The sequence below is a fragment of the Paenarthrobacter sp. OM7 genome (genome assembly GCF_029873575.1).
GTDB lineage: Bacteria > Actinomycetota > Actinomycetes > Actinomycetales > Micrococcaceae > Arthrobacter.
Genome location: NZ_CP123579.1, coordinates 1,519,417 through 1,535,653, shown reverse-complemented (window position 1 = coordinate 1,535,653; position 16,237 = coordinate 1,519,417). Strand labels below are relative to the sequence as shown.

The 16,237-nt window shown below is 63.3% G+C and carries 13 protein-coding genes and 1 tRNA gene; 3 read left to right on the top strand and 11 right to left on the bottom strand.

The genetic code is table 11. The features are described from left to right. Positions 1-29 precede the first annotated feature (29 nt). The 6 genes from QEH68_RS07185 to QEH68_RS07160 all read right to left on the bottom strand — a co-directional run bounded on the left by QEH68_RS07185 (position 30) and on the right by QEH68_RS07160 (position 7,189). A complete protein-coding gene (locus QEH68_RS07185; RefSeq protein ID WP_280627534.1) occupies positions 30-2,762 on the bottom strand; it encodes a LuxR C-terminal-related transcriptional regulator in 2,733 nt (910 codons plus the stop codon). 141 nt (positions 2,763-2,903) lie between these two features. Then, on the bottom strand, positions 2,904-3,488 hold the full coding sequence (gene pth / locus QEH68_RS07180; protein WP_280627533.1) for an aminoacyl-tRNA hydrolase: 585 nt from the start codon (positions 3,486-3,488) through the stop codon (positions 2,904-2,906). A gap of 146 nt (positions 3,489-3,634) precedes the next feature. Continuing rightward, positions 3,635-4,204 (bottom strand): 50S ribosomal protein L25/general stress protein Ctc, encoded by a 570-nt coding sequence (locus QEH68_RS07175; protein WP_207596836.1) that lies wholly within the window; start codon positions 4,202-4,204, stop codon positions 3,635-3,637. A gap of 316 nt (positions 4,205-4,520) precedes the next feature. After that, positions 4,521-5,501, bottom strand: coding sequence for a ribose-phosphate diphosphokinase (locus QEH68_RS07170; RefSeq protein WP_011774071.1), 981 nt, complete (start codon positions 5,499-5,501; stop codon positions 4,521-4,523). Positions 5,502-5,503: 2 nt separating this feature from the next. Beyond that, positions 5,504-6,997, bottom strand: a complete 1,494-nt coding sequence (gene glmU / locus QEH68_RS07165; RefSeq protein WP_280627532.1) for a bifunctional UDP-N-acetylglucosamine diphosphorylase/glucosamine-1-phosphate N-acetyltransferase GlmU — start codon at positions 6,995-6,997, stop codon at positions 5,504-5,506. Positions 6,998-7,117: 120 nt separating this feature from the next. After that, positions 7,118-7,189, bottom strand: a tRNA-Gln gene (locus QEH68_RS07160). 299 nt (positions 7,190-7,488) lie between these two features. On the opposite strand from QEH68_RS07160, the gene QEH68_RS07155 reads away from it, so the two are divergent. Both QEH68_RS07155 and QEH68_RS07150 read left to right on the top strand, forming a co-directional pair. Beyond that, positions 7,489-8,088, top strand: a complete 600-nt coding sequence (locus QEH68_RS07155; protein ID WP_026542776.1) for a TetR/AcrR family transcriptional regulator — start codon at positions 7,489-7,491, stop codon at positions 8,086-8,088. A 240-nt stretch (positions 8,089-8,328) separates the two neighbouring features. After that, positions 8,329-8,730 carry a VOC family protein gene (locus QEH68_RS07150; protein ID WP_280627531.1) on the top strand — a complete coding sequence of 134 codons (402 nt, stop codon included), beginning with the start codon at positions 8,329-8,331 and terminating at the stop codon, positions 8,728-8,730. A 117-nt stretch (positions 8,731-8,847) separates the two neighbouring features. On the opposite strand, the gene QEH68_RS07145 is transcribed toward QEH68_RS07150, so the two are convergent. The 5 genes from QEH68_RS07145 to QEH68_RS07125 all read right to left on the bottom strand — a co-directional run bounded on the left by QEH68_RS07145 (position 8,848) and on the right by QEH68_RS07125 (position 14,943). Beyond that, a complete protein-coding gene (locus tag QEH68_RS07145) occupies positions 8,848-10,680 on the bottom strand; it encodes an ABC-F family ATP-binding cassette domain-containing protein (protein WP_280627530.1) in 1,833 nt (610 codons plus the stop codon). A 35-nt stretch (positions 10,681-10,715) separates the two neighbouring features. Then, entirely contained in the window at positions 10,716-11,708 is a 993-nt protein-coding gene (locus QEH68_RS07140; RefSeq protein WP_280627529.1) for a 4-(cytidine 5'-diphospho)-2-C-methyl-D-erythritol kinase, read from the bottom strand. Beyond that, positions 11,705-12,586 (bottom strand): 16S rRNA (adenine(1518)-N(6)/adenine(1519)-N(6))-dimethyltransferase RsmA, encoded by an 882-nt coding sequence (gene rsmA / locus QEH68_RS07135; RefSeq protein ID WP_207596831.1) that lies wholly within the window; start codon positions 12,584-12,586, stop codon positions 11,705-11,707. The genes QEH68_RS07140 and rsmA overlap by 4 nt, the downstream gene beginning before the upstream one ends. 26 nt (positions 12,587-12,612) lie before the next feature. Beyond that, entirely contained in the window at positions 12,613-13,764 is a 1,152-nt protein-coding gene (locus QEH68_RS07130; protein WP_207596830.1) for a resuscitation-promoting factor, read from the bottom strand. Positions 13,765-14,055: 291 nt separating this feature from the next. Further along, a complete protein-coding gene (locus tag QEH68_RS07125; protein WP_280627528.1) occupies positions 14,056-14,943 on the bottom strand; it encodes a TatD family hydrolase in 888 nt (295 codons plus the stop codon). A 197-nt stretch (positions 14,944-15,140) separates the two neighbouring features. On the opposite strand from QEH68_RS07125, the gene QEH68_RS07120 reads away from it, so the two are divergent. Further along, positions 15,141-16,229: a MoxR family ATPase gene (locus QEH68_RS07120; RefSeq protein ID WP_207596828.1), complete on the top strand. Its 1,089-nt coding sequence runs from the start codon at positions 15,141-15,143 to the stop codon at positions 16,227-16,229. Positions 16,230-16,237: the final 8 nt, after the last annotated feature.

Below are 16,237 nucleotides of genomic sequence, written 5' to 3'. Positions count from 1 at the left end.
CGCTCCGCACTTCTACAGTGTTGCCTGCCTCATAGGAGCCCATTGAGCTCGCCTCGAGACGAAACACCCAACTTTGTGAACACCTGGTACAAATGGCCTTCGACAGTTCGCACAGACACCCCAATATCCATCGCGATTTCACGGTTGCTGACACCCTTCCCGGCGAGTTTAGCAATTTGGCGTTCCCGCTCCGTCAATACCGGCGCGTCGCTGCGCGGTTGTATCGGCAACGCGGACACGGAATGCTCCAGCCGTTCCAGCCTCAGCTGCGCCGTGCGGGCAGCGGTTGTCTCACCCGCGTCCCGGGCAAAGTCCAGTGCCATGGCCACGCACCTGGCCTCGACCACCAACAGGTCCAGCGCCGCAGCGGCGTCGGCTGCCTCCAGCAGGGACCGTGAACTCCTGTTCAGTGCACCGCGGGCGAGGTTCCCGGAAATCCGGGCCAGTGGCCCCTGGCGGCGCCCGGCAATATCCTCGAGCAGCCGGTACTCTTCGTCGGTGCCTTCAACCGTGGCGCCGAAGAGGCAGATGCCGGCAGTGGTCACCCGCTGTTTCTCGACGTCGTCGCGGACCCGGGCCAGGAGCCGCTGCTTGACGTCCGGATCCCCCATCCATCGCCCAGCCATCTCAGCACAGAAATCGGCCACGGATTCGGAGAAATAGGTTCCCTCGCCACGGCATGTCCTGTACAGGTCCAGATAACGGCCCGCTTCCACGGAATTGCCCACCTGCGCATAGGCAAAAGCGGTGGCAGCGTAGGCTACCTTGTTCATGTTCATGGCCGGGCGGAGTTCCAGCTGGGCAACCGCGGATCTGAGGGGCTCAATGGCACTGGCAGGTTTACCGGCGTAGGCGTAGGCGAGGCCGATGCCCAGTTCAGTCAGGGCACCCCTGTACTGAAGCCGCGACGACCGGGACGGTGTGCGACGCATGAGTTCGATGCATTGCCTCCACTGCCCGGACAGCAAGAGGACCAGGAAAGCGTGCTTGGCAAAGGCTTCTTCAAGCTGGGCAGGCCGGTCAGTATCGCCCAGATGCCGTGAAACGGTCCGCGCAAGTTCCTGCGCCTCAAGCTCCCGGCCCAGAATGCAGCGGGCCTCAACCAGGAAGAACGCCGACCTTAACCAGTGCTCCCGGTCCACTTGAGGATCCTTGGCCAGTTCTTCCTCCAATTGATCGATGATGGAGGCGTACTCACCCATGTAGGTGTTGTACTCATAACTGCACAGGTGAAGGCGGTTATAGGCCTTGGCCACTGTCTCAGGCGGGTAGTTGCCGGCCATGGCCCCGAGAGTCTCAAGTCCGTCGGAGATGACCCCCGGCACCATGCCCGCCCGACCATCAATCCACGTCATTGCCTGGCATTTCGCGGCGGTTACTTCCGCGAACTCCACCGGGTCCAGCGCGGCAAGGTGGGACTCGGACACCTCATCCAGAGCCTGGGCGGCGTGCAACGGCAGGTCCAGCATGAGGTACGCCGCAGCTTTCAGCCGCTGCCCCGGGACCCACTCTTCGTCTTTTGGATCCAAGGACAGCGTGCACTGGATGGCAAAGTTGGGATCGTAGTTGTCCAGTGCTGCGCGTCCGGCTGCCAAGGCGTGGGCAGGCGAGGGCATTGGTTCGTCTTCGCAGGAGTGCATCCATGCGGCATAGCTCAGGAGATCCTGCGCGGCGAGGCCCTGCAGTTCAGGCTCTTTGGGGCCATGAAGCATCAGCCGCAGTTCGCGTCTGCGGCGGGTGCTCAGCCAGCTGTGGACCACCTCGCCCACATAGGGATCCCTCAGGGATACCCAGTGGTCATCTCCCCGTTCAACGGTGAGCAGCCCGGAGTCTTCCATCTCTACCAGAACTTCGGTGCCAAAGATGCCTGCCAGGTCCACCAGGGTTGCGCGCTGCGCACAGGCGAGGATTTCGACGACGGTCCTGCTGGCCTGTGTTTCGCGCGCCAGTTTGGAGCGGACGAAGTCCTCCACCACCGTGGCGCCCTCCAGTTTGATCCGGTCGCGCAGCGTCCAAACGGAATCGTTGAGTACCAAGTTGCCGGTTTGCCGCTGCTCTTCCAGGAGGGCATGCAGCAACATCGGGTTTCCGCCCACTGCCGCGTGCAGCGAACCAACCAGCGTTGATGATACGTAGTGTCCCAGGACCGATCCCAACACCTGCTTGGTCTGTTCTTCGCTCAGGGTATTGAGATGGACCTCCCCCAGCTCGCCTTCGAGGACCAGGCGGTGGAAGTCGGCTGGCAGGTCGCTGGCTCGCTGCACTGTGGCAACTACCTTGGCGGTTCCGGTGGCCATGAGGTTCAGCAGCACGCCTGTGCTCATGGGGTCCATGCCGCCGGCGTTGTCCACAATGAGAACGGTGTCCCGGCCCGCCGCTTCCTGCCTGATCAGGCTTGTCACCGCATGCAGGATGCCGGTGGGAGAACTGACGGCTTCGGATGGCAGGCGGGCCAGCAGGAAACCCAGGCATCCATACGGAGTTTGGCCATTGGCAACAGTGTTCCGCAGTTGAAGGCTGTGGACCTTGGGGCCCAGCGAGGAGACTACGGCGCGGGCGAGGCCGGATTTGCCGATCCCCCGTTGACCAGTGAGGACCACCCCATACGAATCGGGTGAGTCGAGGAATTTTCCCGCCTTGGACAGATCGCGGCTGCGGGCCAGCAGCGACCACGTTTGCCTGTCCGTTGGTCCGCCCACAAGATCGGGAGCCGCAGCCCTTGCTGCGCCTCCCCCGCCCTTGTTTAGCAACTCCGCCGACATTCGCATCCTTCGCTACACATCCGCGACAGTCCCCCACCGCTTACCTGCGTACCATGCACACTACCGCCGGGCGCCGACAGTTTGTAGGCCTTAGGGTCTTTGGGACCGTCAGGCTTTCCTCAGGCTTACCTCAAGATTCGCTCAAGCTTTGGCGGGGTGGTGTTTCTGCTGCGCAGACAACAAGCCCTGGTCCATCAGCAACTGCACGGCGTCGGCGGCCTCGTCCACCAGGAACGGCAGTTCCTTCTTTTCGGCGGTGGCGAAATCCCGGAGGACGTAATCGGCGGTCTCCATCCGGCCCGGAGGCCGCCCCACTCCTACGCGGACGCGCAAATAGTCCTTGGTGGCGAGAGCTTTGGAGATGTCCCGCAGGCCGTTATGCCCGCCCTCGCCTCCGCCCAGTTTTAGCTTGACTGTGTTAAAAGGAATATCGATTTCGTCGTGGACCGCTATGACATGGTCCGCGGCGATGTCGAAAAAGTTGCACAAGCCCGCAACCGGCCCCCCTGACGTGTTCATGTACGTCATGGGCTTGGCCAACACCACGCGGGGGCCACCGATACCCAGCCGGCCCTCCACTACCTGGGCCCGGGCCTTATGGACCTTGAACTTTCCGCCCATGCGGGCAGCAAGTTCATCCAGCACCATCTGGCCCACGTTGTGCCGGTTGTTGCTGTACTCACTGCCGGGGTTGCCGAGGCCGACAATCAGCCAAGTGTCACTCATGGTCTCATCCTAGGGAACGTTTCGATGTATCAGCGGGAACTGATGTGCGGCGGGACTGGTCTTGAACAGGGCAAGGACAAAGGAAAGTGGCCGGGACCCGAAGGTACCCGGCCACTCAACGGCTTGCGCCTCAAGCAGTCACAAGACTACTCAGCGGCCGGTGCTTCTTCTTCAGCCTCGGAAGCGGTCTCAGCGATGCGGACCACCAGGGTGTCGCCTTCGGTGAGGAGGGTGGAACCCTTCGGCAGGACGAGGTCGGAAGCGTGGATGCTCTCGCCGGCCTTGAGGCCTTCGATGCTGACCTCGACGGCGGTGGGAACGTGGGTTGCCTCAGCCTCGAGGGAAACCGTGGTGGCTTCGAGGCTGGCAACAGCACCCGGAGCAACTTCACCGGAAACGTGGATCGCGATGTCGACGGTAACCTTCTCGCCGGCCTTCACGGTCTGCAGGTCAACGTGCTCGATGATCTGCTTTACGGGATCGCGCTGGATGTCCTTGACGAGCGTCAGGTGCTGCTCGCCCTCGACGTCGATCGCCAGAAGAGCGTTGGAAACGCGCACTGCCAGCGTGGTGGCGCGGCCCGGCAGGTTGATGTGGATCGGCTCTGCGCCGTGGCCGTAGATGACAGCCGGGATCTGGCCGGCCATGCGTGCACGGCGGGCGAAACCCTTGCCGAATTCGGTGCGCAGTTCTGCGGTGAGCTTCTGCTCAGACATGTGTACTCCTTGATTACTGTGGCGCCCGGTAAAAGCCGGGCTGGTCTATCAGCAAGGGCGGAGGTCTGGAGACCTTCTACGCCCGGCTGAGGGCGGCCGCTGGGCAGCCGTTCCGCCTGTGTCGAAGGAGATGCAGACCCAGTCGATAACGGAGACCCGCAACCCAGGCCCACGCAACGTGGACCGGATGTGCTCTCCCTCGCCAAGGTATCCCCAAGAGTTTAGCAGCGGAACACGTCCAACATGAAAACGGGCAGCAAAACGGGCCACCCGCATGCCCGGAGGCAGCGGATGGCCCGTTCTGATTCAGGCAGTCTTATGCCTTGCCGTCAAACAGGCTGGTGACCGAACCGTCGTCGAACACTTCACGGATGGCGCGTGCAATCAGCGGTGCGATCGACAACACCGTCAACGACGGGAAGCGCTTCTCGGCAGGGATGGGCAACGTGTTGGTGACCACGACTTCGCGGGCGCCGGAATCGGCCAGGCGCTGCGCCGCGGGGTCGGAGAAGACCGCGTGGGTGCAGGCGATGATGACGTCCTTGGCACCGGCGTTCTTCAGGACCTGGACAGCACCGGAGATGGTTCCACCGGTGTCGATCATGTCATCGATCAGGACGCAGGTGCGGCCTTCCACCTGGCCAACAACGGTCTTGGAAACAGCCTGGTTGGGAACCGTGAGGTCGCGGCTCTTGTGCACGAACGCCAGCGGGGCGCCGCCCAGTCGTTCGGCCCACTGCTCGGCAACGCGGACGCGGCCAGTGTCGGGGGAAACAACGGTGATGTTGTCAGCCTCAACCTTGGTGCGGATGTAGTCAGCCAACAGCGGGATGGCCATGAGGTGGTCAACGGGGCCGTCGAAGAAGCCCTGGATCTGCGAGGTGTGCAGGTCCACGGACATGATGCGGTCCGCGCCGGCAGTCTTGTACAGGTCGGCAACCAGGCGGGCCGAGATGGGCTCGCGGCCGCGGCCCTTCTTGTCCTGGCGGGAGTAGGGGTAGAACGGCGAAACAACCGTGATCCTCTTGGCAGAGGCGCGCTTCAGGGAGTCGATCATGATCAACTGCTCCATCAGCCAGTTGTTCAGCGGTGCCGGGTGGGCCTGGATGACGAAGGCATCGGTGCCTCGCACGCTCTCGGCCGAACGGACGTAGATTTCCCCATTGGCGAAGTCGTAGGCGTCGATGGGCAGGAGCTCAGTCTCCAGCTCCTTCGCGATTTCCTGCGCCAGCTCCGGATGTGCCCTTCCGGCGGCGAGAATTAATTTCTTCTCTCCGTGTGCGGTAATTTCGCTCATGCCTATTTGCCTTCTTCTATGGTTGCCGGGGATTGTGAGGATGTGGAGGCGGACGCCGGTTCCTGGGCGGCTTCAGCCAAAGCAGCGGAAGAGGTCCCCGGACGGTTGGCAATGACCCAACCTTCGGCGTTCCGCTGCGCGGCCAGGCTGAGGGCGAGGGCGCCTGCGGGAACATCCTTGCGGATGACGGCCCCGGCGCCACTGTAGGCACCGTCGCCTACCGTCACGGGAGCAACGAAGACCGTGTTGGAACCGGTGCGGACGCCCGAGCCGATGACCGTACGGTGCTTCTTCTCGCCGTCGTAGTTGGCCGTGATGTTGCCGCAGCCGATGTTGGTGTCCTCACCGATTTCCGCGTCGCCGGCGTAGCCCAGGTGGGACAGCTTCGAACCGCGGCCGATGGTCACGTTCTTGGTTTCGTAGAACGCGCCGATCTTGCCGGTCTCCCCCAGCACCGTGCCCGGGCGGAGGTACGTGAACGGTCCTACGCTCGCCTTGGCGCCAATGGTTGAACCGGAACCATGCGTGCGGATAACCTTCGCGCCCTTGCCCACGTTGACATCGGTCAAGGTGGTGTCAGGACCCACGACGGCGTCGCGGGCCACTGTGGTGGAACCGTGCAGTTGGGTGTTGGGCAGCAGACGGACGTCTTCGTCGAGGGTCACCGTCGAATCGATCCAGGTGGTGGCCGGGTCAACCACGGTCACGCCGGCACGCATCCAGGATTCGATGATGCGGCGGTTGTGCTCGGCGCCCAGCGCCGAAAGCTGGATGCGGTCGTTGGCGCCTTCAACCTGCCAGCGGTCTTCGGTCACGACGGCGGCAACCCGGCCACCGGCGTCGCGCGCCAATCCCAGGACGTCAGTGAGGTACATCTCGCCTTGCGCGTTGTCCGTGGTCACCTTCGCCAGCGCGGTGCGCAGCACGGCGGCATCGAAGGCGTAGATACCGGAGTTGACCTCGCGGATGCTGCGCTCGGACTCGCTCGCATCTTTGTGTTCACGGATGCCGGTGACAGTTCCGTCTTCGGCGCGGAGGATCCGGCCATAGCCCGTGGCATCGTCCAGGACCGCGGTGAGTACCGTGACAGCGTTGCCCTCGGCCTCGTGGGTGGTAACGAGTTCGCCAAGCAGTTCGCCCGTCAGGAGCGGAACATCGCCGTACGTCACTACGACGGTGCCGGTAAGTTCGGCTTCGGCGTCGAGGGCCTTGAGGGCCACCTCCACTGCGCGACCGGTACCGGGGACATCGTCCTGGTCAACAATCAATGCTTCGGGATCCAGCCCGGTGACGTGCTCGGCCACGCGGTCGCGCTCGTGCCGGACAACAAGCGCCAGCTTCAGCGGAGTGATGGAACGGGCTGCCAGGAGAGCGTGGCCCACCATGGAGCGTCCGCCAATTTCGTGGAGAATCTTGGGGGTCCGGGACTTCATGCGCGTTCCAGCGCCTGCGGCCAAAACTATGACCGCTGCGGGACCGGTGGATTCGGGGCTCACGTACTGGCTCTCCTTGCTCGGTATGTCCCGGGTAACCCGGCTTCGGAATGCTGCCATCCCAATGGACCCAGGCACCGTTCGAGCCGTTCCAGGTACAGAGAGGAGCGCATTTTCCGACCGTTCCGCCCATAGGATTCGAACCTATACTCCACGGCTCCAAAGGCCGGGGTGCTGCCATTACACCAGAGCGGACCGTGCATGATTCACACCATCAAGCAGCAGGGCTTGACGGTTTCCCGGGCTACCGGGATGCACACACAAGAATCTAGTTTGCCATGACCATTGCATGCTTCGCGACTTGACCGCCCGGCACCCCTGCCCCGGCGCACTCCGCGACGCCTCCCGCGCCCCTTTCCGACCCGCCATGCCGGGCCTGTAACCGGCCGGTAAGGCATGATGGTCACGTGAGCAAGCGCACTGAACTCCCCCGGCCCGAGGACACCGTTGCACCCTTGGACCAGGTTTCCACCGGCCCTGCAGTCCGCATCAGGATGACCGGCCAGCAGCGCAAATCCCAGCTCATCGGCATTGGCCGCGCACTCTTCGCTGCCCGCGGCCTGGACGGCACCACCATTGAGGAAATCGCTGCCAGCGCGGGAGTTTCCAAGCCCGTCATCTACGAGCACTTCGGCTCCAAGGAAGGCCTGTACCGGCAGGTTGTGGAGACCGAATTCCGGATCCTGCTGGACTCCATTACCGAAGCCCTCAGTACCGAAGCCAAACCCCGGGTACTGGTGGAACGCGCAGCCCTGGCCCTCCTTGGCTACATCGAAGACCGCACCGACGGATTCCGGATCCTCATGCGTGACGCCCCGCCATCGCAGCCCGAAGGCGCCTTTTCCACACTGCTCTCCCACGTCACTGCCCGGGTGGAGCACCTGCTGTCCGACGAATTCGCCCGCCGCGGGTTCAGCGCCGCAGACGGTGCCATGTATGCGCAGATGCTGGTAGGGATGGTGGCAATGACCGGCCAGTGGTGGCTCGACAGCCGCACGCCGGACAAGCGCGCCGTCGCCGCCCACCTGGTGAACCTGGCATGGAACGGCCTCACCGGATTGCAAAAGGAGCCCGGGCTGCGTTCCGAGGCTTAGGGTCCCTCCCTTGGTCACCCCCCACAGCGCCGTCGCCCTCAAGGCACGCTCTCTCACATCCCACGCCCTTAAACCCAACCCTCTCTCACCTCCCACGTCCTTAAACCCAACCCTCTTTCACCTCCCACGTGGGCTCGGGTTCGACCGTCGAGGCATGGTCGTCGTTGGGCTGGAAGGGGATGGCGGGCTGGCGACGTGTCAGGGGTGTGTGCCATGGTGACTGGTTTGTAGGATGAGCTCATGACGGCACCCCAGCTCTATGTCACTTTTCCCGGAACAGCCCGCGAGGCGCTTGGCTTTTACGCGAAGATCTTCGGCGGTGAGCTTTCCTTGCACAGCTTTGGGGACTTCAACCGCACGGACGGCCCGTCGGATGCCATCGCCCATGGGGTCCTGAGCGGTGCGGTCTCTTTGTTCGGATCCGACGCTGCCGGCGGTGAAACGACAGTCAAAATCCAAGGCGCGATGCTCGCGCTGTTGGGAGCTGCCGATCCCGAAGTTCTTCATGAATGGTTCGACAAATTGTCGGACGGCGGCCGAATTTTGGACCCACTCGCACCGAAGCCGTGGGGTGCATCAGACGGTCAAGTAGTGGACCGCCACGGCCTCCACTGGCTCATAGGCTACGAAGGGACGCAATAGCATCCACCCGAACCCGAGGGATGTGCACATCCCTCGACCCCAAGCCCGAGGGATGTGCAGGAGGGTCGGCCGCAAGCCCGAGGGATGCGAGAGAGCGTCGGAAGGCCGGCTCACCATCTACTCGCCGAGGATTTCAGCGGCCTCCAACCACTCCAGCTCCAGCCCTTCCTTTTCCTCGAGCAACTCCTGCAGCTTGGCGTTGAGTTCCCCCAAGGCGTCGAAGTCGCCGGATTCGGACTTCGCTGCCATTTGGGTGTGGAGCTTCTCTTCCTGCTGCGAGATCTTGCCGAGTTGGCGGTCGATCCTGTTGAGGTCCTTGCGGGCCTCCCGCTTTTCGGCTTCGCTGGCACCGGACGGAGCAGCAGCGGAAGCAGAGGACCCGCTGCCAGAGGTCGGCGCGCCGGAGCCCCCACCAACAGCGCCGGATGCAAGGGCGGCTTCACGCAGCTCGAGGTACTGGTCGACGCCGCCCGGCAGGCCACGGAGTTTTCCGTCGCCGAGCAACGCCATCTGGTTGTCGGTAACGCGTTCCAGCAGGTAACGGTCGTGGCTGACAACCACCAGGGTCCCGGGCCAGCCGTCCAGGACGTCTTCGACGGCGGCCAGGGTGTCGGTGTCGAGGTCGTTGGTGGGTTCGTCGAGCATGAGGACGTTGGGCTCCCCTACCAGGAGGCGCAGGAGTTGGAGCCTGCGGCGCTCACCACCTGAGAGATCGCTGACGGGTGTCCACTGCTTTTCCTTGGTGAACCCGAGCTGTTCCACGAGCTGGCCTGCGGTGAATTCCTTGCCACCCACGCTGAAGGACCGCTTTTCGCGTTCGATGACTTCAATGACGCGCAGGTCGGAGACGTCGTCGAGTTCTTTGACGTCCTGGGTGAGCACGGCGGTGACCACGGTCTTGCCGCGCTTGACTTTGCCGGAGGTCGGCTGGATTTCGCCGTTGAGCAGTTTCAGCAGGGTGGACTTTCCGGCACCGTTGACACCCACCAGGCCAAGGCGTTCGCCCGGTGCGAGCCGCAGCGTGATGTTGTCAAAGAGCTTCTGCCCGCTCTCGCCGCCCAAGAAGTCCAGGGTGATGTTCTCGAGGTCCAGCACGTCTTTGCCGAGACGTGCGGTGGCCATCTTGCTGAGCGCCACCGAGTCGCGGGGATCGGGCACGTCGGCAATGAGGTCGTTGGCGGCTTCGATGCGGAACTTCGGCTTGGCGGTCCGGGCGGGGGCGCCGCGCCTCAACCACGCGAGTTCCTTTTTGACGAGCTGCTGGCGTTTACCTTCGACGACGGACGCCATGCGGTCACGCTCGGCGCGGGCCAAAACGTACGCGGCGTATCCGCCGTCGAACATGTCCACCATGGCGTCGTGGACTTCCCAGGTGTAATTGCAGACCTCGTCGAGGAACCAGCGATCGTGGGTGACCACCAGGAACGCGCCTTGGTTGGCGCGCCAGCGAGTCTTCAGGTGCCGGGCCAGCCAGGCGACGCCTTCGACGTCGAGGTGGTTGGTGGGTTCGTCCAGCATGATGACGTCGTGGTCTTCGATGAGGAGCTTGGCCAGCGCAACGCGGCGCTTTTGGCCACCGGAAAGGGCGTGGACGTTGGCGTGCCAGTCGACGTCGCCCACCAGTCCGCCCATGACTTCCCGGATCTTGGCGTTGGCGGCCCATTCATGGTCCGCGCGGTCGCCGACGATCGCAGCGCCCACTGTCAGGTCGCCGTCGAGCACGTCGCCTTGGTCCAGGTAGCCCACGTTGACATCGCCCCGTTTGGTGACCCGTCCGGAGTCCGGCGTCGAGCGCAGGGCGAGCAGGCGCATGAGGGTCGATTTGCCGTCGCCGTTACGGCCCACCATGCCGATGCGGTCGCCATCCTCCAAACCGAGGGTGACGCCGTCGAGGACAGTGCGGGTCGCGAACGAAACGGTGAGGTTTTCGCCGCCAAGCAGATGGGCCAATGGGTACTACTTTCTACTGCTGGAATGCGGAGGTACTAAAGGAGGGTATCGGAGATGATCCGGGCGCCGGGCACCGGGCCGTGGACCGCCAAGGCAGTGTGGCCGCGGTGGGTCAACTCTTCGGCGAGGACACTGGCTGAAACGGAGTCGCGGGCAAGCAGAGCGATAGTGGGGCCGGAGCCAGAGACCATTCCTGCCAGGGCACCGCGTGCTTCGCCCAGTCCGATGGTGTCGCGAAGTTGAGGCGCCAACGTGATGGAAGCCCTCTGAAGGTCGTTGATCAACACCCGGCTGAGGGTCTCAGGGTCTCCATGACGGAGCGCTTGGAGGATGGTGGGGTCCACGGCCACTGGTTCCGGAATGTCCACGCCCTCGGAATCCCGCAGTCCGTCAAGGGTCCGGAAGACGTCAGGTGTCGAGAGCCCGTAATCTGCAAAGACCAGCACCCAGTCCATCTGGGCTTTGGCCAGGGCCGGGGAGAGTTTGTCGCCCACGCCCAGCCCGACGGCGGTGCCCCCCAGGAGCGAGAACGGCACGTCTGCACCCAACTCTGCCGCCAGATGCGCGAGTTCCTCGCGGGACAGTCCGCTGTTCCACAGGGCATCGCAGGCCAGCAGGGTCGCCGCGGCATCCGCTGAACCGCCGCCCATGCCACCGGCCACCGGCACGCGCTTGGTGATTTCAAGGTGCACACCGGTGGGCTTCTCGGACATTTCGGCCATGATGGCCGCGGCCTTGTAGGCGAGGTTCCGCTCATCCAGCGGAATGTCCACACCGTCGAGGTCAAGCGTGCTGTCGGGGCTGATGCTGATAGTGATTCCCTGTGCCTCGGTGCTCGTTGCCGCCACTTCCTCATAGAGGGAAACGGCAAGGTAGACACTGGCCACCGAATGGTAGCCATCAGGCCGCAGCGGTCCGACGCTCAGGGAGACGTTGACCTTCCCGGGCGCTTTGACGCGGACTGTCCGGGCATGGAAGCGGTCCCCCGCGAACGGGAGGCTGCTGGGTTTGCGGGTGCCCGGGTTCATGCGTCCACGGGGTGGCGGGCTTCGGCGATCTTGACATAGGCGGAGATATCCAGGACTTCGCCGCGCGCGGTGGGGTCCACACCGGCCGCAACCAGGCATCGTTCTGCCTCAGCGGCGCTCCCGGCCCAGCCGGCCAGCGCCGCCCGAAGGGTTTTCCGGCGTTGGGCAAATGCAGCATCGATAACGGCGAAGACCTGTTCGCGGGTGGCATGGGTCCGGGGCGGATCGTGGCGTGTGAAAGCCACGAGTCCCGAATGGATCTTGGGCGCTGGCCAGAACACGTTCATGCCGATGACACCGGCTTTGCGCATGTGCCCGTACCACGCGGCCTTCACGGAGGGAACACCGTAGATCTTGGACCCGGGAGTCGCAGCAAGCCTGTCAGCTACCTCGTCCTGCACCATGACCAGGCCGTGCTGCAGGCTCGGGAAGTGCTGCAGGAGGTGAAGCACCACGGGGACCGCAACGTTGTACGGCAGGTTTGCCACCAGTGCCGTGGGAGGCACGGGCAGTTCGGTGACCTTCATGGCGTCGGAGAGCACCAGGTGGAAGTTGTCTTCTGCTCCGGGCCGCCAGGCACGCACAGTCGCCGGCAGTTTCTCCGCCAACACGGGGTCGATCTCCACCGCCACAACAGTCTTGGCTGCGTCCAGCAAGCCGAGGGTCAGCGAGCCAAGTCCAGGGCCGACTTCCAGCACGGTTTCATCGGAGTCGATGTTGGCGGCCGCCACAATCCTGCGGATGGTGTTGCCGTCAATCACAAAGTTCTGCCCAAGGGTCTTCGTAGGGCGTACACCGATTTCCTCGGCAAGCCGTCGGATGTCTGTGGCGCCCAGCAAAGGCGCGACGGCGGCGGGTTCGGAATTCGGTTCAGTCACCTAGGTATCGTATCGCCTGTGGAGGGTCAGGCTGCGTGCGCGCAGCCCCAGTCGCGGAGGCCGTTCTTGGCGTAGAGGCGGTTGGCGATATCAATTTGCTGTGCCTTGGTGGCCAGGCTGGCGTTGGGAGCGTAGGCTCCGCCACCATTGGCCAGCCACGTCGGGCTGGAGAACTGGAGGCCGCCGTAGTAGCCGTTGCCGGTGTTGATGGACCAGTTTCCACCGGACTCACACTGGGCAATCCTGTCCCACATAGCTTCGTTCGGTGCGCCCGTGGGGCCGCTGGAGGTTGCGGCTGCCTTGGCCGGAGCAGCTACCGGGCGGGCTTTGGTGCCCACGCTGACCTTTTCGGTCACCGGCTTGGTGGTGACATTGCTTGAGACGAGGGCTCGTGACGCTTCACGTCCGTCAACCAGGACCAGCTTGAACGTCTTGACCAGCGAACCGGCCACACCTTCCTGGGTGACCTTCTCTTCGCCCTTGAACAGCTCAGCAGTTTCGGTCTTCACGCTTTCGAAGGGCACTTCCTCCGTGGCTTCTGCGGTCTTGCTGGTGTCCACGCGGGAGACCTTGATCACCATGTCCTGAACGATGGGCGCGTTGCCAGGCTGTGAGATGCGGTCGTTGGCGCCGACGGTGACGCCGGTGTCCTTCAGCACGGTGGCGACGTCGGCCGCCGTCGTGGTGGTGGTGGTGTCCTTGCCGTCGGCAACAACACTGATGGTCTTGGGAGTTGAGATGGAGACGAAGGAACCGGTGACTTCCAGCGATGCTTCCTTCGGCTGGGAGATTTCGGAGGAGCTTGCCACTCCAAGTTCGCTGACCAGTGCGGCGACATCGGGGGCGTTCGTGTTCACGGTCTTGCGCGCGCCGTCCAATTCAATGGACACCGCTTTCGCGAGGTTGATGTTGACCACGGAGCCGTTATCCACACGGGCGTCGAGGGCGGGAGAGACCCTGTCAGCGTCCTTCAGCTCAACCTTGGCCGCCTTGACCACCTGGTCAACCGTGCCGCCGAAGGTCTGGATGGAACTTACCTTGCCGTCCACGTTGAGGGTGACAGTCTTGTTGTTGCCCACAAACGCGACAACTCCGACCACCAGCGCTGCAACAACCAGCAACTGGGCACCGACTTTGAGGAAGCTGAACTTGCCATCCGTTGTGAAGAACTTGATCACGATTGCCCATAACTCTCAGACCATCCGGGCACGGGGAAAAGCACAAAAATAATGCCAGCGGCAAAACGGAGGGGCCAGGCACAAAGCCTGGTCCCACACTTGCTGCCGGCATCTGCGCCGCCAATTACATTCAACTGATGAAGGCCGGATTCAACCGGCCCAGCTGTCCGAAGGCCTTCCCCGACCCCGGCTACTTGTTTAACACAGTAACCGATCTGTTATAAACCAACCAAGACTTCTGCATACCGGGTATTCATTTCGGGCACGGGGAGGGCGCCTCGAAGGAGCGCCTCAGGCCCATGAGCCGTAGGCCTGGAGCGTGTTTTCCGCCAAACGCGAACAGAGCTCGGAGAGGTCATCGCCGGTCACTTCCGCCATGGACCGGACGGTGTAAGGAACCATGTAGCTCGCGTTCGGCCGCCCACGGTACGGGTGGGGCGTCAAGAACGGCGAATCGGTTTCCACCAGGATCCGCTGTGGTTCGGCGATGGCCAGCGCTGCGCGCAGGTTCCCGGCATTCTTGAACGTCATGGTGCCCGCAAACGACATGTACCACCCATTCTGGTTGCAGATCCGGGCCAGTTCTTCGTCTCCGGAGAAACAGTGGAACACCACCCGCTCCGGGGCACCTTCCTCCATCAATACCTCCACCACGTCGTCGTGGGCGTCGCGGTCGTGGATCTGCAAAGTCAGCCCCAACCGTTTCGCGATGTCGATGTGGCGCCGGAACGAGTACCGCTGGGCCACCAGCCCTTCCCCGTGGGTCCGGAAGAAATCCAATCCCGTTTCACCGATGGCGCGGATCCGCGGGTGGGCTGCCAGCTCTTCGATCTCTGCGAGCGCCGACTCCAGTTCACCGCGCCCGGCGTACACCGGGGCGTCGTTGGGGTGGATTGCTACGGCACCGAGCAGGCGCGGATCCGCGTCCACTGCCTGCACTGTGAAGCGGGACGACTCCAAATCGCAACCCACCTGCACAGCGCCTTGCACACCTACGGCCTCAGCCGAGTCCATCGCGTCGCGGACCGGGACCTCGATCAGTCCGTGCCGGAAATCCAGGTGCGTGTGGTTGTCCATGACCGGAACGGGGAGGGGTTCAGGTGCCGGCGGGTATTCCTTGCGGGAATCTGTATCCTCGGATGACGCACGGTACGCAACAGGGGCGAGCGAATTACACATGCTCCCACCTTAATCGGACCATGGTCCCCCTGAGGCAGCGGCCGGGTGGGCAGAGGTAAATTCCACTCGGCACATAAATTCCTGAGCACTATGTCAGCGGCGGCCAATGTCTGGGTAGTCTGGAACGGACAGACGGTCAAGAACAGCAACACGTCATCAAGATTGCTGGTGCAGTGGCCACGGCTGAAGGGCAATCCATGGAGTCCAAGCGACAAGTATCCGTTGAACCTACCCCGTTCCAGGGCGAGGCTTACAGTACCCTGCCGCGGGAAGGTGCAGCACTCAATGGACACAGGCCGCAGGTCATGGATGCGGAACGCTTCCACGATGCCAGCGAACGCATCCTGGGATCCATCAACAAGGTCATTGATGGCAAGGCCGACGCCGCGAAACTCGCGTTGACGGTTCTGCTGGCCCAAGGCCACCTCCTGCTGGAAGATGTTCCCGGCGTCGGCAAGACCCTGCTGGCCAAGACACTGGCGCGGACCGTGGACTGTACCGTCTCCCGCATCCAGTTCACGCCGGACCTCCTTCCGTCAGATGTCACCGGTGTCTCCATTTACAACCAGTCGTCCCGGCAATTTGAGTTCCGGCCCGGCGCAGTGTTCGCGAACATTGTGATCGGCGACGAAATCAACCGGGCTTCGGCCAAGACCCAGTCCGCGCTTCTTGAGTGCATGGAAGAGCATCAAGTCACCGTTGACGGACATTCCTATCAACTGGGCCTGCCCTTCATGGTGGTCGCCACCCAGAACCCCATTGAGATGGAGGGCACGTACCCGCTGCCCGAAGCCCAGCGGGACCGTTTCATGGCCAGGATTTCCATGGGCTATCCCGACAAGGAAGCCGAGATCGAAATGCTGGAGACGCACCAGGCTTCCTCTCCCCTGGCCAAAGTGACCCCCGTGGTCACTGCCGCCGACGTCGCGGCCATGATCGCTGCCGTCCAGCAGGTGTATGTGTCCACTGCCATCAAGGAGTACACCGTGGCTATCGGGCGGGCTACCCGCGACAGTGCCCGTCTGCGCCTTGGTGCCAGCCCGCGCTCCTTGTTGCAGCTGTTGCGTGCAGCCAAGGCAACCGCCGCGTTGGACGGCCGGGACTTTGTTCTCCCGGACGACGTAGTGGACGTTACCGAATCGGTGCTCGCCCACCGGATCATCCTGGACCGCAAAGCGGCAAGCTCAGGTGATACGCCGCAAAGCATCCTTCGGGGCATCCTGGCCGCCCTGCCGGTTGCCCAGGAACCGCCCAACGCGTGGCGCAGGGACAGGCACACCGCCTAGGAGGCAGG